Source organism: Polaribacter sp. 2405UD43-2, assembly GCF_058147125.1.
Map to the genome: position 1 here is coordinate 295,604 of NZ_JBYVJX010000002.1, position 22,539 is coordinate 318,142.

The 22,539-nt window shown below is 28.8% G+C and carries 19 protein-coding genes; 14 read left to right on the forward strand and 5 right to left on the reverse strand.

The window, feature by feature from the left end; translation table 11 throughout:
- Positions 1–286: 286 nt before the first annotated feature.
- Entirely contained in the window at positions 287–1,408 is a 1,122-nt protein-coding gene (gene leuB, locus ACY2RX_RS04560) for a 3-isopropylmalate dehydrogenase (protein ID WP_490102781.1), read from the reverse strand.
- Between the two features lie 101 nt (positions 1,409–1,509).
- Positions 1,510–2,685, reverse strand: coding sequence for a 2-isopropylmalate synthase (locus tag ACY2RX_RS04565; protein WP_490102782.1), 1,176 nt, complete (start codon positions 2,683–2,685; stop codon positions 1,510–1,512).
- Positions 2,686–2,814: 129 nt separating this feature from the next.
- Here ACY2RX_RS04565 and ACY2RX_RS04570 point away from each other — a divergent pair, with 129 nt between their 5' ends.
- The 5 genes from ACY2RX_RS04570 (at position 2,815) to ACY2RX_RS04590 (ending at position 9,743) form a co-directional block, all read left to right on the forward strand.
- Positions 2,815–4,374 (forward strand): hypothetical protein, encoded by a 1,560-nt coding sequence (locus tag ACY2RX_RS04570; protein ID WP_490102783.1) that lies wholly within the window; start codon positions 2,815–2,817, stop codon positions 4,372–4,374.
- A gap of 321 nt (positions 4,375–4,695) precedes the next feature.
- Positions 4,696–7,137, forward strand: coding sequence for a bifunctional aspartate kinase/homoserine dehydrogenase I (gene thrA, locus ACY2RX_RS04575; protein WP_490102784.1), 2,442 nt, complete (start codon positions 4,696–4,698; stop codon positions 7,135–7,137).
- An 82-nt stretch (positions 7,138–7,219) separates the two neighbouring features.
- Complete coding sequence (locus ACY2RX_RS04580; RefSeq protein ID WP_490102785.1) at positions 7,220–8,143, forward strand: homoserine kinase; 924 nt, start codon at positions 7,220–7,222, stop codon at positions 8,141–8,143.
- Positions 8,144–8,221: 78 nt separating this feature from the next.
- Positions 8,222–9,505, forward strand: a complete 1,284-nt coding sequence (thrC, locus tag ACY2RX_RS04585; RefSeq protein ID WP_490102786.1) for a threonine synthase — start codon at positions 8,222–8,224, stop codon at positions 9,503–9,505.
- Between the two features lie 181 nt (positions 9,506–9,686).
- Positions 9,687–9,743 (forward strand): integrase core domain-containing protein, encoded by a 57-nt coding sequence (locus ACY2RX_RS04590; RefSeq protein WP_490102917.1) that lies wholly within the window; start codon positions 9,687–9,689, stop codon positions 9,741–9,743.
- 116 nt (positions 9,744–9,859) lie between these two features.
- On the opposite strand, the gene ACY2RX_RS04595 is transcribed toward ACY2RX_RS04590, so the two are convergent.
- Positions 9,860–10,300 (reverse strand): cation transporter, encoded by a 441-nt coding sequence (locus ACY2RX_RS04595; protein ID WP_490102787.1) that lies wholly within the window; start codon positions 10,298–10,300, stop codon positions 9,860–9,862.
- A 139-nt stretch (positions 10,301–10,439) separates the two neighbouring features.
- Here ACY2RX_RS04595 and ACY2RX_RS04600 point away from each other — a divergent pair, with 139 nt between their 5' ends.
- Positions 10,440–11,312, forward strand: a complete 873-nt coding sequence (locus ACY2RX_RS04600; protein ID WP_490102788.1) for a DMT family transporter — start codon at positions 10,440–10,442, stop codon at positions 11,310–11,312.
- Between the two features lie 162 nt (positions 11,313–11,474).
- Here the strand turns inward: ACY2RX_RS04600 and ACY2RX_RS04605 are convergent, their stop codons facing one another.
- Together ACY2RX_RS04605 and ACY2RX_RS04610 are read right to left on the reverse strand one after the other, a co-directional pair.
- A complete protein-coding gene (locus tag ACY2RX_RS04605; protein WP_490102789.1) occupies positions 11,475–13,523 on the reverse strand; it encodes a M16 family metallopeptidase in 2,049 nt (682 codons plus the stop codon).
- A gap of 19 nt (positions 13,524–13,542) precedes the next feature.
- Positions 13,543–14,865 (reverse strand): M16 family metallopeptidase, encoded by a 1,323-nt coding sequence (locus ACY2RX_RS04610; protein ID WP_490102790.1) that lies wholly within the window; start codon positions 14,863–14,865, stop codon positions 13,543–13,545.
- Positions 14,866–15,124: 259 nt separating this feature from the next.
- Here ACY2RX_RS04610 and rplU point away from each other — a divergent pair, with 259 nt between their 5' ends.
- The 8 genes from rplU to moaA all read left to right on the forward strand — a co-directional run bounded on the left by rplU (position 15,125) and on the right by moaA (position 22,522).
- Positions 15,125–15,790: a 50S ribosomal protein L21 gene (gene rplU, locus ACY2RX_RS04615; protein WP_490102791.1), complete on the forward strand. Its 666-nt coding sequence runs from the start codon at positions 15,125–15,127 to the stop codon at positions 15,788–15,790.
- A 40-nt stretch (positions 15,791–15,830) separates the two neighbouring features.
- Positions 15,831–16,091 (forward strand): 50S ribosomal protein L27, encoded by a 261-nt coding sequence (gene rpmA / locus ACY2RX_RS04620; protein WP_109404024.1) that lies wholly within the window; start codon positions 15,831–15,833, stop codon positions 16,089–16,091.
- A gap of 133 nt (positions 16,092–16,224) precedes the next feature.
- On the forward strand, positions 16,225–18,141 hold the full coding sequence (locus tag ACY2RX_RS04625; RefSeq protein WP_490102792.1) for a sensor histidine kinase: 1,917 nt from the start codon (positions 16,225–16,227) through the stop codon (positions 18,139–18,141).
- A gap of 32 nt (positions 18,142–18,173) precedes the next feature.
- Positions 18,174–18,896: a LytR/AlgR family response regulator transcription factor gene (locus ACY2RX_RS04630; RefSeq protein ID WP_490102793.1), complete on the forward strand. Its 723-nt coding sequence runs from the start codon at positions 18,174–18,176 to the stop codon at positions 18,894–18,896.
- A 249-nt stretch (positions 18,897–19,145) separates the two neighbouring features.
- Positions 19,146–20,399: a 3-deoxy-D-manno-octulosonic acid transferase gene (locus tag ACY2RX_RS04635; protein WP_490102794.1), complete on the forward strand. Its 1,254-nt coding sequence runs from the start codon at positions 19,146–19,148 to the stop codon at positions 20,397–20,399.
- 91 nt (positions 20,400–20,490) lie between these two features.
- Positions 20,491–21,048 carry a YeeE/YedE family protein gene (locus tag ACY2RX_RS04640; protein ID WP_490102795.1) on the forward strand — a complete coding sequence of 186 codons (558 nt, stop codon included), beginning with the start codon at positions 20,491–20,493 and terminating at the stop codon, positions 21,046–21,048.
- 3 nt (positions 21,049–21,051) lie between these two features.
- Positions 21,052–21,465 (forward strand): YeeE/YedE family protein, encoded by a 414-nt coding sequence (locus tag ACY2RX_RS04645; protein ID WP_490102796.1) that lies wholly within the window; start codon positions 21,052–21,054, stop codon positions 21,463–21,465.
- Between the two features lie 64 nt (positions 21,466–21,529).
- Positions 21,530–22,522, forward strand: a complete 993-nt coding sequence (gene moaA / locus ACY2RX_RS04650) for a GTP 3',8-cyclase MoaA (RefSeq protein WP_490102797.1) — start codon at positions 21,530–21,532, stop codon at positions 22,520–22,522.
- The last annotated feature ends 17 nt before the right edge of the window (positions 22,523–22,539 follow it).

Here is a 22,539-nt window from a genome sequence, read left to right on the forward strand (position 1 = left end):
TTTTACAGGAAGGTTCTATTTAAAATTTATGTATAAATATCACTTCCTTATCACACCATAATAATTACGATGACAACGATAATAGAAATAATATTTACGATTTGTTTTTTCATTCTGAGTGACAAATATTGTAATTTTTTATTTAAAATTCATTTTTTTTTATTTTTATTTTCTAAAAGCTCGCAAACAAGTTTAGCCCAGATTGAAACGGCATCCTTTTTTGAGGAACGAAAAAAAGATATAGTGAAAAGCTGGAAAAGCTTCTAAAAAAATAGATTCCTGTTTTTTAAATGATGGTACTTTGTCCCATATGAATATTTTTAAAATTCATAGTACTGTCGTCTTGATTTAAAATATAATCTGCAATAAAATCTCCTACTTTAGAAGTAAGTGCATAATATTTATTTTTACCTTTTAAGTCTTCTGTGGTTAAATTTAAATCTAAAGATTTTTCTACTGCTCTCTCTATTGCATCTGCTTCCTCATTCAATCCTAAATGTTCTAAAAGCATTGCTGCTGACAAAATAGACGCTAAAGGGTTTGCAATATCTTTACCTTTTGCTTCTGAGAAAGTTCCGTGAACTGGAGCAAACAAAGCGTTTTCATCTCCAATTGAAGAAGATGCCAATAAACCTATTGAACCCGATATTACACTTGCTTCGTCAGAAAAAATATCTCCGAATAAATTATCTGTTAGAATTACATCAAACTTTTTAGGATTTAAAATTAGTTTCATAGCTGCATTATCTGCATATAAATATTCTAATTCTATGTCTTTGTATTCTTTGGCTATTTCTGTAACAGTTTTTCTCCACAAACGTGACGTTTCTAATACATTAGATTTATCTATTAGTGTTACTTTTTTCTTTCTACTTTTAGAAGCTTTAAATGCTAAATGAGTAATTCTAGAAATCTCATCTACTGAATAGGATTTAACATCATAAGCCGTTTTACCATCTTTACTTAACTCTTTTTTACCAAAATAAATTCCGCTAGTTAATTCTCTAAAAATAACAATATCTGTTCCTTTAATAATTTCTCTTCTTAAAGGAGATTTTTTTATTAATTGATCGTAAGCTTTTACTGGATTAATGTTACAAAAAAGGTCTAATTTTTTTCTTAAATTTAACAACCCTTGCTCTGGTCTTATCTTTATAGTTGGGTCTTTATCGTATTTTGGATCGCCAATTGCACCAAATAAAATAGCATCAGAATTTTTACAAATCTCTATAGTTTCTTCTGGCAATGGATTTCCAGTTTTTTCAATTGCACAAGCCCCCATTTGAGCTTCTTTGTATAAAAAAATATGGTCATACACTTCAGCAATAGCGTCTAATGCTTTTTTTGCTTGATTGATTACTTCGGGTCCAATACCATCTCCAGGAATTACAGCAATTGTATATTTCATTGTTAATATTATCTAAGATTCTTGTCTTATCAAAGGTAGCTATTTATCTTAAACTTTTAATTAAAAAAAACAGCCACCATTGATGACAAAGTTTACTTACTTTATGCCATTAATATTTTTGATGTTTTACTCACAACTTTCATAATATCATGAATATCTTCATCTTTTACTTCTTTTTGTTGATCTGCAGTTTTTAAGAAAGCGGTGTAGGCGATGTCTAATTGAACCTTGGTTAATTCGTAACCAATCTTTTTTGCTCTGTAGGCTAAAGCGGCTCTACCACTTCTGGCTGTTAAAACAATGGCACTTTCTGTAACTCCAACATCTTCAGGATTCATAATTTCGTATGTTTCTCTGTTTTTTATCACTCCATCTTGATGAATTCCAGAACTATGCGCAAATGCATTTGCACCCACAATTGCTTTGTTTGGCTGTACAGGCATTCCCATACTTTCTCTAACCATCATACTTGTATCATACAACAATTTTGTATTGATACTGGTTTCTAAGTTTAAATATGGATGCTGTTTTAAAACCATTACCACTTCTTCTAAAGCTGTGTTTCCTGCTCTTTCTCCAATTCCGTTAACAGTACATTCTATTTGACGTGCACCATTAATTACACCTGCAATTGAGTTTGCTGTTGCCATACCCAAATCGTTATGACAATGACAAGAAAGAATTACATTTTCTATACCTTTTACGTTTTCACGTAAATATTTCATTTTTGCCCCATACTCTTCTGGCAAACAATAACCTGTTGTATCTGGAATGTTTAACACAGTTGAGCCGGCTTTAATAACTTCTTCACAAACTTTTGCTAAAAACTCATTATCGGTTCTACCAGCATCTTCTGCATAAAACTCTACATCTTCTACAAAAGATTTTGCGTAAGAAACTGCTTTAACAGCACGTTCTATTACTTTTTCTCTTGATGAATTAAATTTAAATTTTATATGAGAATCGCTCGTACCAATACCTGTATGTATTCTTGGATGTTTTGCATATTTAAGAGCTTCTGCAGCAACTTTTATATCATTTTCTACAGCACGAGTTAAACCACAAACGGTTGCATTTTTTACAATTTTTGCAATTTCTGTAACTGAATTAAAATCACCAGGACTAGAAACAGGAAAACCAGCTTCTATTACATTTACACCTAATACATCTAACCTTTCAGCAATTACTAATTTTTGTTTTGTATCTAACTTACAACCAGGAACCTGCTCACCATCTCTTAATGTTGTGTCAAAAATTTGTACTATATTATCTTGCATACTTTGTAAAGATTATCTTAATTAAACTCAAATGTATATATTGAGATAAAAATAAATAGTTATTTTTACCAAACTGTACGATTTCTAATAGCATTTAAAAAAACATAACTATTTGATTTTTAATTTTTTATGAGTAAAAGTGTTACATCAGCCAATTCTCAAAATGATGCTCTTTTTGTTTTAATTAAATCTTTAACTAAATCAGAAAAGCGGCAATTTAATTTATATGTAGGTAGGTTAGGTGGTAATATTGACGCTAAGTTTTTTTCGTTATTTAAATTTTTAGAAAAGCTAAAATCTTATGATGAAAAAGTAATTATAGGAAGTGGTATTGTATCTAAACAACAATTATCAAATTTAAAAGCGCATTTATATAAACAGATTTTAATTAGTTTGCGTTTGAATCCTGCTCATAAAAATGTACGAATTCAAATTAGAGAACAATTAGATTTTGCCACAGTTTTATATCAAAAAGGACTGTACAAACAAAGCTTAAAACTGCTAGATAAAGCCAAAAATATGGCTTTAGATAATGAGGAAAAAAATATTGCTTACGAAATTGTAGAACTCGAAAAAGTTATTGAAACCCAATACATTACAAGAAGTTTAAGCAACAGAGCAGACCAACTTTCTGTTCAAGCAAAAGAGCTTAGCCAACATAATGTAATTGCCAGTAAGTTATCTAATCTATCGTTACAATTATACAGCCATTTACTGCAAAATGGGTATGTAAAAAATGAAAAAGAATTACAGTTTATCAATACATATTTTAATGACAGAATGCCTAAATATGAGTATCAAAATTTAGGTTTTAGAGAAAAATTATGGCTCTATAAAGCACATCTTTGGCGTAGTTTTTTAATTCAAGATTTTTTATTGAGCTATAAATATGCTCGTAAATGTGTTGATTTATTTATTAGCGCTAAGTTGATAAATTTACATCCTGTTTTTTATTTAAAATCGAAAAATTATCTTTTAGAAGCTTCTTTTTTAATTAAAAATGTTACTGTTTTTAAGAAAGAATTAATCTCTTTTGAATCTGAAATTGATCAAAAATCAATTCCTATGAATACCAATACAGAATTGCTAATTTTCTTGTATTTCTATTCTAACAAATTGCATTTACATTTCTTAGAAGGTTCTTTTGAAAAGGGTGAATATTTGGTTGATATTATCAATAATAAAATTGAAAAATATAAAAACAGACTTGACAACCATTATGTAGTTTTATTCTATTATAAAATTGCTTGTTTGTATTTTGGTATGGGTAAAAACAAACTTTGCATTGCATATTTACAAAAAATAATACATTCTAAAAACTTAAGTTCTGCTGAAGATTTACAGTGTTTTGCGCGCATTTTAAATTTAATTGCGCATTATGAATGTGGTTTAGATTACGACCTAGAAAGACAATTTGTAGACACTTACAAATTTCTTTTAAAAATGGAAAACTTACAAGAAGTTCAAAAAGTATTTTTGACTTCTATTAAAGATTTAAGTGATGTTTTTCCGCACGAAATTAAGAATGAATTCAAGAAAATTTATGCTAAATTAAAAGTGTTTGAGAATCATCCTTATGAAAAAAGAGCCTTTTTATATTTAGATATTTTATCTTGGTTAGAAAGCAAAATTCAAAATAAAACCATTGCCTTAGTTATTAAAGAAAAAGCAAACCTGTTCTCTAAATAACACTAAATTGATATTTAAAATAGATGTTTTTTATCAATTATATATTAATTGATTATATTTATCAAATTAATCTTTACTTAAGCGCTTTAAATTAAATAATACTATTATTTTTGCATAGTGAATTATTCTAACACACACACTAATTCTACAAAAACTACAAATGTAGTTGGCACTTCTATGCGCACAATTTTTCGCACATCTACTACTATAATTACCCTTTAGGGGTTTTAGCTATATCATATTATCACAGGTTAATTATTGTTCTGAAAAACATCAAAACAAACACAATAAAAAATAAATCACACAAACTATTCATTAAAAATGAAAGTATTAAAATTTGGCGGATCATCAGTCGCAAGTTCAGAAAACATACAAAAAGTCTTAGCAATTGTTGAGGCAGCATCTAAAAACCAAAAAATTGCAGTGGTAGTTTCTGCTTTTGGTAAAACAACAAACGCATTAATTAAAGGTGCAAATTTGGCATCAAACAAAAACGAAGAATATAAAGATGTTTTACAGCAATTAGAAAATCATCATTTTGGAGTGATTAAAGATTTAATTCCTGTAAAAAATCAGAGTGCAATTATTAGCTATGTAAAACAACTTTTTAATCATTTAGAAACTATTTACGAAGGTTGTTATTTATTGCAAGAACTAACACCAAAAACATTGGCAAAAATATCAAGTTTTGGTGAATTGCTGTCTTCTTACATTATTGCTAAAGCTGCAAATTTGCAGTTTGAAACTGACTATAAAGACAGTAGAGAATTAATAATTGCTTCTGATAATTATTTGGGTGCAATTGTAGATTTTTCATCAACCAATAAAAATTTACAAGATTATTTTAACAGTGAAAATAAGCAAGTAACATTACTTCCTGGTTTTGTTGCCAAAACTCTAGAAGGAAAAACAACTACTTTAGGACGAGGTGGTTCTGATTATACTGCAGCCATTATTGCTGCTGCTGTAAATGCTGATGAATTACAAATTTGGACTGATGTTAGCGGAATGTTTACTGCCAACCCAAGTGTGGTAAAACAAGCGTTTCCAATTGCTCATATTTCGTATCAAGAAGCCATGGAATTGTCGCATTTTGGCGCAAAAGTTATTTATCCACCTACAATTCAACCTGTATTAAAAAAGGAGATTCCTATTTTAATAAAAAACACTTTTTCTCCTAAAGATTCAGGAACTTTAATTGCCAAAAAAACAAGCAACAAAAAGCCCGTAAAAGGAATTAGTCATATAGAAAACATCACTTTAATTACACTAGAAGGAAGTGGAATGGTTGGCATTCCTGGTTTTTCTAAACGTTTGTTTGAAGCACTTTCTTTACACAATATCAACATTATTTTAATTACACAAGCTTCTTCAGAATTGTCTATTTGTATTGGTATTTCTGATGAGGATGCTCAAAAAGCAAAAGCTATAATTGATGAAGTTTTCGAATTCGAAATTCAACAACAAAAAGTAAATCCTGTTAAATTAGAACAAGATTTATGTATCATTGCTTTGGTTGGCGATAATATGAAAAATCACCAAGGTTTAAGCGGACAAATGTTTAGTTCACTTGGTAAAAACAATGTAAATATTAGAGCCATTGCGCAAGGTTCTACAGAAAAAAACATTTCTGCGGTTATTAATAAAAGTGATGCAAAAAAAGCATTAAATACTTTGCATGAACAGTTTTTTGAAGAAAAAATTAAACAACTAAACTTATTTGTAACCGGTGTTGGTAATGTTGGCGAACGTTTTTTAGCGCAACTAGAACAACAAAATGATTTTTTAAAGAAAAATTTAAAACTAAATGTTCGTGTTATAGGTTTATCAAATTCTAGAAAAATGGTTTTTAATGACCAAGGTTTAGATTTAAAAAACTGGAAAGAAGCCTTAGAAAATGGAGAGTCAACAAGTTTAGAAAATTTCTTAAAAAAAACAAAAGAATGTAATTTAAGAAATAGCGTTTTTGTAGACAACACTGCTAACCAAGCTGTTTCAGAAATCTATGAAAATTATTTAAAACAAAGTATTGGCGTTGTAACTTGTAATAAAATTGCTTGTGCTTCATTATTAAACAATTATAAAACGTTAAAAGCAGTTTCTAGAAAATACAATGCACCTTTTTTATTTGAAACCAATGTGGGTGCGGGTTTACCAATTATAGACACCTTAAAAAATTTAATCAATTCTGGCGATAGAGTTCATAAAATTCAAGCTGTTTTATCGGGAAGTTTAAATTTTGTTTTCAATAATTTTGATGAAGATTCAACGTTTCATGATGTTGTTGCACAAGCTCAAAAAGAAGGCTATACAGAACCCGATCCAAAAATTGATTTAAGTGGCGTTGATGTTGCTAGAAAAATTTTAATTCTTGCCAGAGAAAGTGGTTATGATTTAGAATTAGAAGACATTGCTAAAAATGCATTTCTTCCTGAAGAAAGTTTAAACACAACTAATAATGATGATTTTTATGCGTCTTTAATAAAAAATGAAGCTCATTTTCAGCAGATTTTTAATGAAGCAAATGATAAAGATTGTCGTTTAAAATATGTGGCAGAATTTGTTAACGGAAAAGCAAATGTTGGTTTACAACACATACCAGCTGATCATCCTTTTTATAATTTAGAAGGAAGTGATAATATTGTCTTATTTTTTACAGACAGATATCCAGAAAATCCTTTATTAATAAAAGGCGCTGGAGCTGGTGCAGATGTAACTGCTTCTGGTATTTTTGCTGATATTATTAGAATTGGAAATGTGTAAATATTAAAAGATTAAAGAATTGAAAAATTCAATAATTAAAATGACATTTTTTAATCTTTGAGTTTTAAATCTTTGAATAACTATGAATAAAATAAAAATATTTGCTCCAGCTACAATTGCCAATGTTTCTTGCGGTTTCGACATTTTAGGATTGTGTTTAGACACAGTTGGAGACGAAATGATTATTAGAAAAACCCAACAAAAAGGAGTCAGTATCAGTAAAATTGTAGGACAAATTTTACCTTTAGAAACCAGTAAAAATGTAGCAGGAGTTGCAGCTTTGGCTTTACTAGAAAAAGTAGAATCCGATTGTGGTTTCGATATCGAAATTCATAAAAATATAAAACCTGGAAGCGGAATTGGAAGCTCTGCAGCAAGTGCTGCTGGAGCTGTTTTTGGCATCAATAAATTATTAGGAGAACCTTTTTCTTTAGAAGAATTAGTGCCTTTTGCTATGGAAGGTGAAAAATTAGCAAGTGGTTCTGCACATGCAGATAATGTAGCTCCTGCAATTTTAGGTGGATTTACTTTGGTTAGAAGTTACAATCCTTTAGAGGTTATAAAGATTAACTCGCCAGAAAAATTATATGCAACAGTAATTCATCCGCAGATAGAAATTAAAACAGCAGATTCACGTTCGGTTTTAAAACAACAAGTCACCCTAAAAACTGCCGTAAAACAAATGGGTAATTTAGGCGGATTAATTAGCGGATTATACACAGAAAACTACAATTTAATCAGTAATTCTTTACACGATGAAATTGTAGAACCTAACAGATCTATCTTAATTCCAGGTTTTGATGATGTAAAAGCTGCATCTTTAAAAGCTGGCGCTTTAGGAAGCGGAATTTCAGGTTCTGGACCATCAATATTTGCGCTAAGCAAAGGAGAAAAAACTGCGAAAAAAGTTGCCCTAAGCATGAGTAAAATTTATAAAAATATAGGAATAGATTTTGATGTTCACGTATCAAAAATTAATCAAAAAGGAATAAAAATTATAAAATAGTTTGTTAGTTATTAGTTTTTAGTTGTTCGTTTAATCGGCAACTCAAAACTCAAAACTCAAAACTCAAAACTTTAAAAAATGAACTATTACAGTTTGCACCATAAATCGCCCAAATCAAGTTTTAAAAACGCAGTTATACAAGGTTTGGCAAAAGATAGAGGAATTTATTTTCCTGAAACCATTACACCACTTTCAAAAGATTTTATAAAAAATATTTCTGAATACTCAAATCACGAAATTGCTTTTAAAGTTATCAAACAATTTGTGGGTGATGAAATTCCGACTAATATTTTAAAACAGATTATTAAAGAAACAATTTCTTTTGATTTTCCTTTAGTAAAAGTTGATGAGAATATTGCTGCTTTAGAATTATTTCACGGTCCAACAATGGCATTTAAAGATGTTGGCGCAAAATTTATGGCAAAGTGTTTAGAATATTTCAACCAAGATAATGATAATGAAGTTACGGTTTTAGTAGCAACTTCTGGAGATACTGGCGGCGCAGTTGCCAATGGTTTTTTAGGCGCAAAAGGTGTGAATGTTGTTATTTTATATCCATCAGGAAAAGTAAGTGATATACAAGAAAAACAACTCACAACTTTAGGTGAGAATATTACAGCTTTAGAAGTAGATGGCGTTTTTGATGATTGCCAAGAAATGGTAAAAACTGCTTTTTTAGATACAGAAATTAGCAGAACTTTAACTTCAGCAAACTCTATAAATGTTGCACGTTGGTTACCACAAATGTTTTATTTTTTCTTTGCTTATAAAGAATTGCAATCAAAAAATAAAGATTTAATTTTTTCTGTACCAAGTGGAAATTTTGGAAATATCTGCGCAGGAATTATGGCACAAAAATTAGGGTTACCTGTTAAACATTTTGTTGCATCCACCAATGTAAATGATACTGTTCCTAATTTTTTAATTGATGGAGTTTACAATCCAAAACCATCAAAAGCAACAATTTCTAATGCAATGGATGTTGGAAACCCGAGTAATTTTATCAGAATTCAAGAATTATTTAACAATAACTTAGAAGCTTTAAAAAGTACATTTTCTTCTTATAGTTTTACGGATGATGAAACTCGCGAAACAATAAAAAAAATCTACAGAAATTCTGGTTATGTTGCAGATCCACATGGAGCTGTTGGCTATTTAGGATTAGAAAAACACGGATTAAAAGAAAATGAGTTTGGAGTTTTTCTAGAAACGGCTCATCCTGTTAAGTTTTTAGATGTTGTGGAAGAAACTTTACCCGTAAACGTTGAAATTCCTAAACAAATAAAAAACGTAATTGATAAAAAGAAAGTTGCTATTAAAGCTAATTCTTATGAAGATTTGAAAGATTTTTTATCAAATTAAAACAACTCAACACTAAAATTTGTGGGGTAAAAAAGTAAGACAAACTGCTTTTAAAAGTTTTAACACTGTCAATACATTATAAAAATACACTCAACTAACTTTTGGAGTTACTACATTTACTCGGACAGAAATTTTAAGACTACTGGGGAAGCTAAATTAGCAGTCTTTGAGTATATAGAAGATATGGTATAATAGAAAGCGTTTGCATTCTTCTTTGGGATATAAAACGCCTAAATAAATGGAATTAGAATTTTATCAAATCAAAAATGTGGCATAGGCCTTAGAAAATTTGTCTGACTTTTTGTTGCAAGTTCAGGAATTCTAGTTACATAAAATCTTGGAGTGTCATTTTTATTAACTTTTTTTATCAGCACAGCAAGCCATTTTACAATCTTCTTTACAGGCTGTTTTTTCTTTTTTAGCTTCACACTTTTCTTTACAAGTATCAGAACATTTATGCGCTTGCTTTTTAGAACTTTCAGAAGCTTTGTACATTTCTCCACCAGCAATTCCATCAACAAAAGCAATTAAATCTTTTTTTGAGGTTGCGTTTGCATCAAATTCTATATTTGCAATACTATCTGTAAAAATTACTTTTGCATTTAAAACGCCTTCTTTTTTAGATAATTTAGATTCAATTGTTTTTGCGCAACCAATTTCGCAAGTCATCCCAGAAATTGCTAAAGAAACGGTTTCTTTTTTTACAGGTAAAGTTGTTTTGGGCTCACTTTTTTTACATCCTACTAATACAAAACAAGTAATAGCTATTGATAAGAATATGTTTTTTGTTTTCATAAAAATTGATTTTTAGATTATTTGTTAAACCACATTTTTGTGGTATCAAATTTAATTATTAAAAGATTGTACAAATTTATTAATAAAAGTGCTCACTTTTATTGATTTGTCGGATTTTTGCTTAAAATAAAACCTAAAGATGAATAATCAACAAAAAAAATGGTTGTATCTCATAATTCTTTCTATTGTTTGGGGGAGTTCTTTTATCTTAATGAAAAAAGCACTTTTGGGAGTAACACCAATTCAATTAGGTGCTTTAAGAATGATATTTACATCATTTTTTTTGTTGATAGTAGCTTTTCCATCCATTAAAAGAATACAAAAAAAACATTGGATTTATATTGTCTACACAGCGCTTTTAGGAACTTTTATTCCTGTTTTTTTGTTTTCGTATGCAATTTTAGGAATTGATAGTGCTATTGTTTCAATTTTAAATTCTTTTACTCCATTTAATACGTTTATTTTTGGAGCTATTGTTTTTGGTTTTTCTTTTAAAAAGAGACAATTTTTGGGTATTGTAATTGGTTTGGTGGGTACTTTACTATTGATTTTAAAAGGAGCAGATTTAAATCCGAATCAAAATTACTGGTATGCTTTATTGGTGATACTTGCTTCTGTAGGATATGCTTTTAATGTAAACATTGTAAAGAAATATTTATACGATTTAGATGCTTTGGCAATTACAACAGGTAATTTTTTATTATTACTGATTCCTGCAACAATTGTTTTAGTTTTTACAGGTTTTTTTACTTCTTTTGAAGCTCATAAAACAGGTATAGAATCTCTAGGTTATATAGCTTTACTTTCTATTGTTGGCACAGGAATTGCAAAAACAATGTTTAATAAATTGGTGCATATTTCCAATCCTATTTTTTCATCTTCTGTAACCTATTTAATACCAATTGTGGCTGTTTTTTGGGGAGTTTTAGACGGAGAAAAATTAAGTTTTATACAATTTTTTGCTGGCGTAATTATACTTTTAGGCGTGTATTTAGTAAATAAGAAAAAATAAAAAAAAGGCTGTTTTGAAAAGTGGTTTTATTGTCATTTTGAGCTCGGTCGAAAAATCTCAATTGTCTATAAATCAAAATTTTAATATTGTTGAGATTCTTCATTTTCATTCAGAATGACACATTTCAGACAGCCTTTTTCATCTTGAACTAAAAATTAATTTTTATTCAAAATCTTTATCAGTTACACCTTCATTAACTTTAACTTCTTTTACTTCAAATTTTAGATCCATAGGACCCATTTTTTGAGCAATTATATATGGGAATTTAACTCCGTTAACTTCTTTGTAATCAGAAAAAAGAGTAGGTACTTTTGTGTCTTTTCCTCCTGGACCTTTTACCGTTTTAACTTGTTTTACTTTTAATCCGGTTTTTAAATCATAATAGATTTCAGATTTTTTGTATTGTAAAACAATAGCATTTTTACCATCTAAAGGTTCTATTCTTATAAGTTTAGCAGAGGTATAATTTAAATCTGGGAAAAGCGTATTTTTTGTTTTTGCACTTTCTAAATCTTTTTCATCCATATCTTTTCTTTGTCCTCTTGCTTCAGAATATCCTTTTGTTCCATCAAAAACAGATTTTTGCATAACTTGTCCCATCACAGAAATTATTTGTGATGTTTTGTTGGGTGCAGAAGATTTTGATGTTAAAACCAAAGGTGTACCTTGTATAGTAGCGTTTGCAACAATCATAGTTGTTTTAATTGCTGCTACTTTGTCTTTACCACCAATAGCTTTTATGTATTTATCAACAACGTTTGCAGCGGTCATTCCTTTAGGAACAGGAATTGTCATTGGCGGTTTTACTGTAGCGTTTCCTTCTTTGTCAAAATACTTAATTACATAATCTGTTTTTTCAAGATTTTTTAAAACATCAATACCTTTACCTGTAATTACAATTCTTGCTTTGTCACCTCTAAAGTATTTAATAGCCGCATTTTGCACATCCTCTAAAGTAACTGCATTTATATTTTTAAGATAATTTTCGTAATAATCTTCAGGTAAATTATTTTGTAAAATGTTTAAAGCGTAACTCGCTATTGTTGATGGTTTTTCTACATTTCTAACAAAACTTCCAACATATTTAGCTTTGGCAATTTTTAATTCTTTTGGTGTCGCTTTTTTGTATCTTATTTTGTTAATTTCTTTCATAAATTCTACAACAGAACTATCAGTAACCATATTTCTAACAGATGCAGAAGCTTTAAAACGAGAAGCATATCTGCTTGCACTTATTCCTGAATAGGCTCCATAAGTATAGGCTTTATCTTCTCTAAGATTTTTAAAAACTCTACCTGTTCCGCCGCCACCTAAAATTTGATTTGCTAACAACGCAGCATAATAATCTTTATCGGTCATTTTTAAATTAACAGCATTAATAATAGCTATTTCAGACTGAACAGCATTTGGCATATTAATAAAATTTATTTCTGTAGTTGCTGGGTTTTCAACTTTTGGTAAAGTTGGAAAATTTAGAATTCCTTTTTTCCATCCGCTAAATAATTTTGAAACTTGTTTTTTAACGGTTTTAAAATCTACATCACCCATTATAACTAAGTAAGCGTTATTAGGTTTAAACAATGTATTATACAAATCTTTTACGTCTTGTAAAGTAATGTTTTTTAATGTTTTTTCTGATGTGTATTCTCCAAAAGGATGATTTTTACCATAGGTTAATAATTTATCAACTCTGCTGGCAATAGCTGAAACACTGTTTTCATTAGATTTTATAGCATCTAAAGATTGTTTCATTTGTTTATTAAACTCATCTTGTGTAAACACAGGGTTAAAAGCGGCATCTGCCATTAATTCTAAAACTCTAGGAAAATATTTTGATAAAGAACTTGCAAAAGCACTTTCTGAACCAAATGAAATATTGGCACCTAAATAATCTACTTCTGCATCAAATTTTTCTTTAGAAATATTTTTTGAACCCGTACCTAGCATACCTCCAACAAAAGTTTCAACTCCTTTTTTATCACCTTTTGCCATTGGCGGATTGTCTATATCAAGGGTTACAGAAACTCTTGGTAGTTTGTGGTTTTCTACAACCAAAACTTGTAATCCGTTTTTTAGTGTAAACTTTTTTGGAGTTCCTAAATTAATTTTTGGAGCTGGTCCAGATTCGGGTATTTGAGTTCTATCTACTTGCGCAGAAATGCTTACTGATAGAAATAATAATGTTATAATTGAATATATCTTCGTTTTCATTTTCTTCTGTTTGATTAAATTATTTCTTTTGAGATTCTGGTAAATATTCTAAAACTACACGTCTGTTTTTTGCTAAATATTTTCTAGCAACTTCTCTAATTTCTTCTTTAGTTATAGAATTTATTATATTTAATTCTTCATTAATTCTATTGGTATTGCCAACTAACATATAGTTTCTGGCTAAAGAATTTGCAATACCTGTTACATTAGAGTTAGATGCCACAAATTGATTTTCGAACTTGTTTCTTACTTTTTGTAAATCTTTATCAGAAATTAAATCAGTTTGTAGTTTTACAATTTCTTCATCCATTTCTTTAATTAAATCCTCTAAAGGAGTTTTTCCTAAAGGCATTGCTCCAACAATATACACGCTGTAATCTTCTAATTGTCTAGAAAAAGAAAATGCTTGTAAGGCTTTTTTCTTGTCATCTACCAATTTCTTATACAAACGAGAGCTTTTACCATTGCTTAAAACAGTAGAGATAACATCTAAAACTTTTGCCTCTCTATCTTTCATAGAAGGCGTTAAATATGCCAAATCAATTAAAGGAATTCTGATGTTTGCATCGTATTCTTTAACTCGTTTTTCTTTGGTTCTTTCGGGCTCAATAATTTTAATTCTGTTAGGTTTTGTTCTAGCAGGTATAGTTTCGAAATAATCTTTTATTAAAGATTTTGTGTTTGCTTTTTCAAAATTACCAGCAATAACTAAAACAGCATTGTTAGGCATATACCATTTGTTATAAAAAGCTTGAAATTCTTCTAGTGTTGAAGCGTCTAAATCTTTAATATAACCAATCATTGGTCTGCCATAATTGTGTTTGTCAAAAAGGTGTCTGTAAACATCACCATAAATAACTTTTCCGTAAGGAGCGTTGTCCATACGTTGTCTTTTTTCCTCTTTTACAACTTCGTTTTGAGTGTCTATTGCTTTTTGATCAATAATAGGATGTAGCAGTCTTTCAGATTCCATCCATAAAGCTAATTTTAATTCGTTAGAAGGATAAGTTTGGTAATAATAAGTTCTATCCCAATTTGTATTAGCGTTTCCTGTACCACCTTTTACAGATTGAATTTCTCTCCATTTACCGCGTTTAATATTTTTTGTTCCAGTAAATAACAAGTGCTCATAAAAATGTGCCATTCCAGTTTTACCTTCTACTTCATCTTTTGCGCCAACATGATACATTACACCCACAGTTACTATAGGTGCAGAGTTGTCTTGGTGTAAAATAACGTGCATTCCGTTACTTAAATCATACTCTTCAAACTCAACTTTTTGGGCATTTGTAACAAATACTATCAAAAAAATTGAAGCTAATGATAAAATACTTTTTTTCATTTATTTTTTTATTTAATTAGTAATAGATGTTTTGTTTGACGCACGCTTTTTGGTTTTGTTACAACAAACAATTAGCAATAGTACCAAAAATATAAAAGTTTCTAAGGAAATAGTGTTAAAACTGAGTTTTATTCTCTTGATTTTGATGTAATTATTTTACAAAAACAATATTGTTACATTCTAAAAAAGATGTATATTTGCATCCGCATTTTCAGCAAGAAGGTGTATAATTTAAGTATAAATACGCAAAACAAATAGTATGTACGCAATCGTAGAGATAGCAGGGCAGCAGTTTAAAGTAGCAAAAGACCAAAAAGTATACGTTCATCGTTTACAAGCAGAAGAAGGATCAAAAGTAACTTTTGATAATGTTCTTTTACTTGATGAAAAAGGAAATGTAACTATTGGCGCCCCAGCTATAGAAGGAGCTTCAGTAACAGCTCAAATTTTAAGTCACTTAAAAGGTGATAAAGTAATCGTTTTTAAAAAGAAAAGAAGAAAAGGTTACAGAAAGAAAAATGGACACAGACAAGCTTTCAGTGAGATTCAAATTGAATCTATTGTAGCATCTGGTGCTAAAAAAGCAACAAAAAAAGCAGCTCCAAAAAAGGAAGAAGCAAAAGTAGAAGCTCCAAAAGCTAAAAAAGCGGCTCCAAAGAAAGCTGCTAAAGCAGATGACTTAAAGAAAATTGAAGGTGCAGGTCCTAAAGCTGCAGAAGCTTTAGTAAATGCAGGTTTAGATACTTTTGTAAAGGTAGCAAAAGCAGATCCAGCTAAATTGAGTGAAATCTTAACGGAAGCAAGTTCTAGATTATCTCATATAGTTACTGCTACTTGGCCAAAACAAGCTGGTTTAGCTGCAGAAGGTAAGTGGGATGAATTAAAAGAATTACAAGATAGATTAGACGGAGGTATTGAAAAATAATCCAGAAAATTTAACTTTAACCTAATAAAAACTCAAGAAAATGGCACATAAAAAAGGTGTAGGTAGTTCGAAAAATGGTAGAGAATCAGAATCGAAACGACTAGGAGTAAAAATATTTGGAGGACAAGCTGCAATTGCAGGGAATATTATTGTTCGTCAAAGAGGAACAACTCACAATCCAGGAGAAAACGTTTACATGGGTAAAGACCATACTTTACATGCAAAAGTTGATGGAATTGTTGAATTCAGAAAGAAAAAGGACAATAGATCTTATGTATCTATAACTCCTTTCGAAGCTTAAAAAACTTAGCTTTTTAATAGATTAAAAAAACGCTTAAACAAAAAAATGTTTAAGCGTTTTCTTTTTTATAAGTTTTCAACTTTATAATAAAGAATAATTATGTAGCTTTATGAACCCTTATATTCAAAATAAAATGAAGCCACACATACTTGTATTTATATTTTTTTTTGCAATTAAATTTTATGGACAAAAAACTACCACAAATTACTATTCCAACAAGGTTGAAGAGCTGATTTTAGAAAAGAAGCTAGATTCGGTTAATTATTTTTTAGATTCAGTTGTAAAGAAATCTTATAAAGAAATTTTGGTTAGAATTGTTAAAAGCAATAACCCTACTTATAAGGATTATTATTGGTTTACCTCAAGATTAGGAAATAGACAATCAATTAAATATAAAAAAGTTTCAGATTTTATCAATAAAAAAATTATTGAACCTGGAGGAAAGAATATTAATTTAGATTATGTAGAAATAAAGTGGGTTCAAGTATCTAAGTTAAGAGACGAGGTTGGTTTAGACGAGGCATCTTTGGTTCAGAAAAAATTAGAAGCTTATATAAATAGGTTTAACAATAATGATGAAAATGTTTTAAAGGCTAAGACTAAGATTAGAACGCATCCTATTGTAATGTATTTGATTCAAAAGGATATAGAAAATGGCAAAAAACTTGTTTTAGAGAGCCTAGATATGGCAAAAAAAATGAATGATAAAGAATTACAAATTGTTTTTTTATATCATTTATCAGATTTTTTAATTCTAGAAAGAAAGTTACAAGAATATATAGATGTTAGTGAGCAAAGCCTTAAGTTAGAAAAAGAATTAGGAAAAAAAACCTCATACTACTATAGTACTATAGAGCATTTAATTGATGCATATATTTTTAAAGGTGGGAAAAATGAAAGAGTTGTTAGTTTAATTAATGAACTTTATGAGAGTCCTTCTTCTAAAATTTTTTCTTACCCACTATTTTTAAAATTAATTTCTCGTTTAAACAAAGAAACAGCATTAAAAAAAGAGATTTTAAAAAAGTTTGATGTAAAAACTGTACCAGAATTAGTTTCTAAATTTGAAATATTAAGTAAAGATTTAAATCCAAATGATTTTTATAATATTCTTAATGAAGGTTCTCACGCACTTTCGGCTAATAACAATAATAGATTAGCTTTAAGATATAAAGACAAAGCAATACAACTTACTAGAAAAATTTATTCAGAAGATTTAGCAAAATCTTTAGCAAATTATAAAACAGAACAAGCTATTAAAGAAAAAGAGTTAGAAATAAAATATGAAAAAGTAAGAACAACTCTTTATGGTATCATTGCAATTTTGGCTGTTGTTTTATTATTTATTTCGATGTTTGTAATTAGAAAAACAAAGAAACAATCTAAAGAACTTTCTAGTAAAAATAAAATTATAAAAGAAGCTCTAAAAGAAAAAGAATTGCTTGTAAAAGAAGTACATCATAGAGTAAAAAATAATTTTCAAATTGTATCAAGTTTATTAGAATTGCAAACTAAAGGAATTGAAGATGAAAAAGCCCTAGAATTGGCAAATGAAGGGAAAAATAGAGTAAAATCTATGGCGTTAATTCATCAAAAGCTGTATCAAAATGAAAACGGATTAATTGATTTTGACCAGTATATAAAACTATTAGTTAAAGAACTTTCTTCTATGTATTCTTCTAAGAATAGTGTTAAAACTTCAATTTCATCAGAAAATATAATGTTTGATGTAGACACAGCTATCCCTTTAGGTTTAATTATTAACGAAATAATTACCAATTCTTATAAATATGCTTTTAAAAATGATAAAGAAAATAATTTATCAATTTCAATTGAAAAAGAAAAAAATAAAGATTACAAGTTAATAATAGAAGATAATGGACCAGGATTATCAAATAATTTTGATATAAAAAAAGCAAAAAGTTTAGGTTTACGTTTGGTAAATAGATTGGTAAAACAGTTGCATGGTAAGTTAAATCAAACCAATAATAATGGTGCAAAATTTGAAATTTATTTTAAAGATAGTAATGCAAGGCAGTTGATAAATTAATTTTTGAGCAAATTTTATAAAAACAAAATAAAATGAATTTAATAAAAATTTTAGTTGTTGAAGATGAAGTTATTATTGCTGATAATATTTGTGATGCTTTAGAAGATTTAGGATACCAAGCATTAGAACCAGCTATAAGTTATACAGAAGCTATTGAAAGAATTGAAGAAGAAAAACCAGATATTGCTATTTTAGATATTCAACTGTCAGGAAAAAAAACAGGAATTGATATCGCAAAAAAAATTAGAGAATCTTACAATTTTCCTTTTATCTTTTTAACATCTAATTCAGATAAGTTTACACTAGAACAAGCAAAAGTGGTAATGCCTCCTGCGTATTTAGTAAAACCATTTTCTAAAGACGAATTGTACACATCTATAGAAATAGCACTTTCTAATTTTTCAAACAAGATAGGTCAGATAGATGATCAAAATCTAATAATTAAAGATTCTATTTTTGTAAAAGATAAAGGCTTCTATTCTAAAGTAAATTTTGATGAGATATTGTATTTAAAAAGTGCTCATGTTTATGTAGAGATATTTTTAAAATCACATAAAAAAATGCTTGTTAGAACAAGTTTAAACGATATTTTAGAAAAATTAAATGATAATTTTATTAGAATTCATAGAGGTTATATTGTCAATGCTAAGTATCTATCACAAATAACAAACACTTCAGTAAAAATTTTAAATGAAAATTTACCAATAGGTAAAAAATATAAAGAAGATATCGTAAAAAAAATTACTTTAATTTAATATGTAAACAATTTTGTTATTTAGAACATAATATTGATGTTAAGAACATAATTAAACGTTTAACTTCTATTATAATGTATCTTTGATAAAGAATTTAGATTGTTGCTAACATTTTTTCGGGGGGGAATAATAATGTTATTACAAGACTAAATTCGTTTAATAATATTAAAGCTATCCAATTTGGGTAGCTTTTTTTATGCAAGTAATTTATATAACTTGGCTTATTACTATTTCGTATTTTTGCCAACAATGAACTTCTTATACAACATCTTAATTTTCAAAGCTTCAATTATTTTGAAGTTTATAGCATTATTCAATAAAAAAATAAAATTATTTGTTGATGGTACAAAAGAAACTTTCCAAAAGCTTTCAATTTTAAAGAGTGATGATAAAGTTGTGTGGTTTCACGTTGCATCTTTGGGTGAATTTGAACAAGCAAGACCAATTATTGAAGAAATAAAAAACAAGTATTCTAATTATAAAATGATTGTTACTTTTTTTTCTCCTTCAGGATATGAAATTAGAAAGAATTATAACTTAGCAGATGTAGTTTGTTATTTGCCTTTAGATAGTAAATCTAATGCCAGAAAGTTTATACAAACTGTAAATCCTGATTTGGCAATTTTTGTAAAATATGAGTTTTGGCCTAACTTTTTAAACGAATTAAAAAGAAAAGAAGTTCCAACAATTTTAGTATCAGGAATCTTAAGAGAAAAACAACATTTCTTTAAATGGTATGGCGGTTTTATGCGAAAATCCTTAGAAGCATTCCATCATTTTTTTGTGCAAAATAATGTATCTAAAGAGTTACTAAATTCTATCAATCTTAAAAATGTAACTGTTGCAGGCGATACACGTTTTGATAGAGTTTCAAAAATTTTAGAACAAGACAATTCGCTTAGTTTTATATCAGAATTTAAAAACAATCAATACACAATTGTTGCAGGAAGCACTTGGAAAGAAGATGAAGAATTGTTGGTTAATTACATTAACAACAAAGCATCTGAATACGAAAAATTTATTATTGCGCCACATAATATTAAATCGGATGCAATTTTAGAATTACTGAAAACGATTAATAAAAAAACAGTTTTATACTCTAATGTCATTTCGAGCGCAGTCGAGAAATCTGAAAATTTAAAAAAATGTCAAGTTTTTATTATTGATACCATAGGAATTTTGACTAAAATTTACGCTTATGCAGATGTTGCTTACGTTGGTGGAGGTTTAAAAACTGGGTTGCATAATATTTTAGAACCCGCAACTTTTGGTGTTCCTGTAGTTATTGGTAATAATTACGACAAATTTAAAGAGGCTGTAGATTTGGTTTATTTAAAAGGATGCATTTCTATCAGTAATCAACAAGAATTTTCGAGTACATTTACCAAACTAAAATTCGATGAAAATTTTAGAAAAGTAACAGGAGAAATCAATAAAAAGTATATTCAAGAAAATTTAGGAGCCACAGAATTAATAATGAATTATTTACAAACGAAATTATAATATTACTGTCATTCAGAGGGAAGTATGACCGAAGAATCTTTTTTTAAGCTAAGATTCTTCACATCATTCTGAAAGACAAAAAAACATAACTATGGATTATATTTTACAACCTTGGGCTTGGTATATTGGTGGTCCATTAATAGCTTTATCACTTTTATTATATTTTTATTTTGGAAAGAATTTTGGAGCGTCAACCAATTTCGAAACATTATGTACAATGGTAGGAGCAGGTAAAGTTTCTGACTATTTTAAGAAAGATTGGAAAGAAAGAAATTTTGCCTTGTTGTTTGTAGTGGGGCTAATTATTGGCGGATTTATTTCATCAACTTATTTAATTTCGAATCAAGTAATCAATTTAAATCCGACTACGATTCAAGAACTTACAGATTTAGGTTTTTCTAACGTTGGCAATCAATATTTTCCTGATGAGATTTTTGGTGATGATGTTTTCTTTTCCTTAAAAGGATTTTTAATTCTTTTAGTTTCAGGAATTTTTATTGGGTTTGGAACACGTTATGCAGGTGGTTGTACTTCAGGACACGCAATTACAGGTTTAAGTAGTTTGCAATTACCATCTTTATTGGCTGTAATCGGGTTTTTTATTGGTGGTATTATTGCCACTTGGTTTATAATTCCAATTCTTTTTTAAGGTATGAAAAACATCAAATTTTTAATTTTAGGAATTTTTTTCGCAATTGTTTTAAGTAAAACACAAGCAATTTCTTGGTACAGGTTTTACGAAATGTTTAAGTTTCAATCCTTTCATATGTTTGGAATTATTGGTGGAGCAGTTACAATTTCTATGATATTTATGCAATTATTTAAACGTGGAATAATTAAAGATTATAAAGGCAATAAAATTTATCCAAAACAAAAGAAAAAAGGATTGTATAGAACAGTTTTTGGAGGAACATTTTTTGGTTTAGGTTGGGGAATTTCTGGAGCGTGTGCAGCACCCATTTTTGTAATTCTTGGGTTTAAATTAGTTCCAGCTTTAATATTGTTATTTGGTGCACTTTTAGGAGCTTTTATTTATGGATTGTTGAGTAAAAAATTACCAAATTAGTATACATATAAAATGATTTAAATCATATAATAAGGGTGTAAAAGACTCTAATTTAGCAGACTTAATGAGCAAATTAACAGACAGTTTTGGCAGACAAATAGAATATTTACGATTGGCAGTTACAGATCGTTGTAACCTGCGTTGTCAGTATTGTATGCCAGCAAAAGGAATAGAAATTGTTCCAAGAAAAGAGTTGCTTTCTTACAAAGAAATGTATCGCGTAATTCGTGTTTTAACGGAGTTAGGTGTAAATAAAGTACGTTTAACTGGTGGAGAACCTTTTGTGCGTAAAGATTTTGTTAGCTTTTTAGAAATGCTGTCTTATAACGATTTGTTAGATGCAATAAACATTACAACAAATGGCGCATTAATTTCTAAGCATATTCAGAGAATTGAAAAGTTAGAAAAAGTAAAAAACATCAACTTAAGTATAGATAGTTTACAACAAGATAAATTTGCAAAAATTACTAGACGCGATGTTTTTCCAGAAGTTTATAAAACCTTTGAATTGCTAGAAGAAAGCAACTTAAATTTAAAGCTGAATGTGGTTGTGCAATCGGGTTTTAATACAGATGAAATTGTTGATTTTGTTAGACTTACAAAAGATAAAAATGTTGCTGTTCGTTTTATTGAAGAAATGCCTTTTAATGGAAAAGGTCAGCGCGAAATGCAAGAAAACTGGACGTTTAAAAAGATTTTAGACGAAATTAAAACTGAGTTTAAAGTTGATGAAATTCAGTCTGAAAAATCATCAACTTCTAGAAATTATGCAATAGAAAATCATAAAGGAACTTTTGGAATTATTCCTGCTTTTACAAGAACAATTTGCAACGATTGTAATAGAATTAGAATTACAAGTACAGGAACTTTTAAAAACTGTTTGTTTGATGATGGTGTTTTTAATTTACGAGATTTTATTAGAAATGGCGCTTCTAACGAAGATTTAAAAGAACTTTTTTTAAGTTTGATAAAAGAAAAACCACAAAACGGTTTTATTGCAGAAGCAAATCGTAAAAAAGGAAATATTTCTGAAAGTATGAGTACAATTGGAGGGTAAAAATGTTGAATCGTGTA

Coding starts and splice junctions, on each gene's coding strand:
- leuB (WP_490102781.1), bottom strand. CDS start 1,408: ATGAAATATACAATTGCTGTAATTCCTGGAGATGGTATTGGACCCGAA.
- ACY2RX_RS04565 (WP_490102782.1), bottom strand. CDS start 2,685: ATGCAAGATAATATAGTACAAATTTTTGACACAACATTAAGAGATGGT.
- ACY2RX_RS04570 (WP_490102783.1), top strand. CDS start 2,815: ATGAGTAAAAGTGTTACATCAGCCAATTCTCAAAATGATGCTCTTTTT.
- thrA (WP_490102784.1), top strand. CDS start 4,696: ATGAAAGTATTAAAATTTGGCGGATCATCAGTCGCAAGTTCAGAAAAC.
- ACY2RX_RS04580 (WP_490102785.1), top strand. CDS start 7,220: ATGAATAAAATAAAAATATTTGCTCCAGCTACAATTGCCAATGTTTCT.
- thrC (WP_490102786.1), top strand. CDS start 8,222: ATGAACTATTACAGTTTGCACCATAAATCGCCCAAATCAAGTTTTAAA.
- ACY2RX_RS04595 (WP_490102787.1), bottom strand. CDS start 10,300: ATGAAAACAAAAAACATATTCTTATCAATAGCTATTACTTGTTTTGTA.
- ACY2RX_RS04600 (WP_490102788.1), top strand. CDS start 10,440: ATGAATAATCAACAAAAAAAATGGTTGTATCTCATAATTCTTTCTATT.
- ACY2RX_RS04605 (WP_490102789.1), bottom strand. CDS start 13,523: ATGAAAACGAAGATATATTCAATTATAACATTATTATTTCTATCAGTA.
- ACY2RX_RS04610 (WP_490102790.1), bottom strand. CDS start 14,865: ATGAAAAAAAGTATTTTATCATTAGCTTCAATTTTTTTGATAGTATTT.
- rplU (WP_490102791.1), top strand. CDS start 15,125: ATGTACGCAATCGTAGAGATAGCAGGGCAGCAGTTTAAAGTAGCAAAA.
- rpmA (WP_109404024.1), top strand. CDS start 15,831: ATGGCACATAAAAAAGGTGTAGGTAGTTCGAAAAATGGTAGAGAATCA.
- ACY2RX_RS04625 (WP_490102792.1), top strand. CDS start 16,225: ATGAAGCCACACATACTTGTATTTATATTTTTTTTTGCAATTAAATTT.
- ACY2RX_RS04630 (WP_490102793.1), top strand. CDS start 18,174: ATGAATTTAATAAAAATTTTAGTTGTTGAAGATGAAGTTATTATTGCT.
- ACY2RX_RS04635 (WP_490102794.1), top strand. CDS start 19,146: ATGAACTTCTTATACAACATCTTAATTTTCAAAGCTTCAATTATTTTG.
- ACY2RX_RS04640 (WP_490102795.1), top strand. CDS start 20,491: ATGGATTATATTTTACAACCTTGGGCTTGGTATATTGGTGGTCCATTA.
- ACY2RX_RS04645 (WP_490102796.1), top strand. CDS start 21,052: ATGAAAAACATCAAATTTTTAATTTTAGGAATTTTTTTCGCAATTGTT.
- moaA (WP_490102797.1), top strand. CDS start 21,530: ATGAGCAAATTAACAGACAGTTTTGGCAGACAAATAGAATATTTACGA.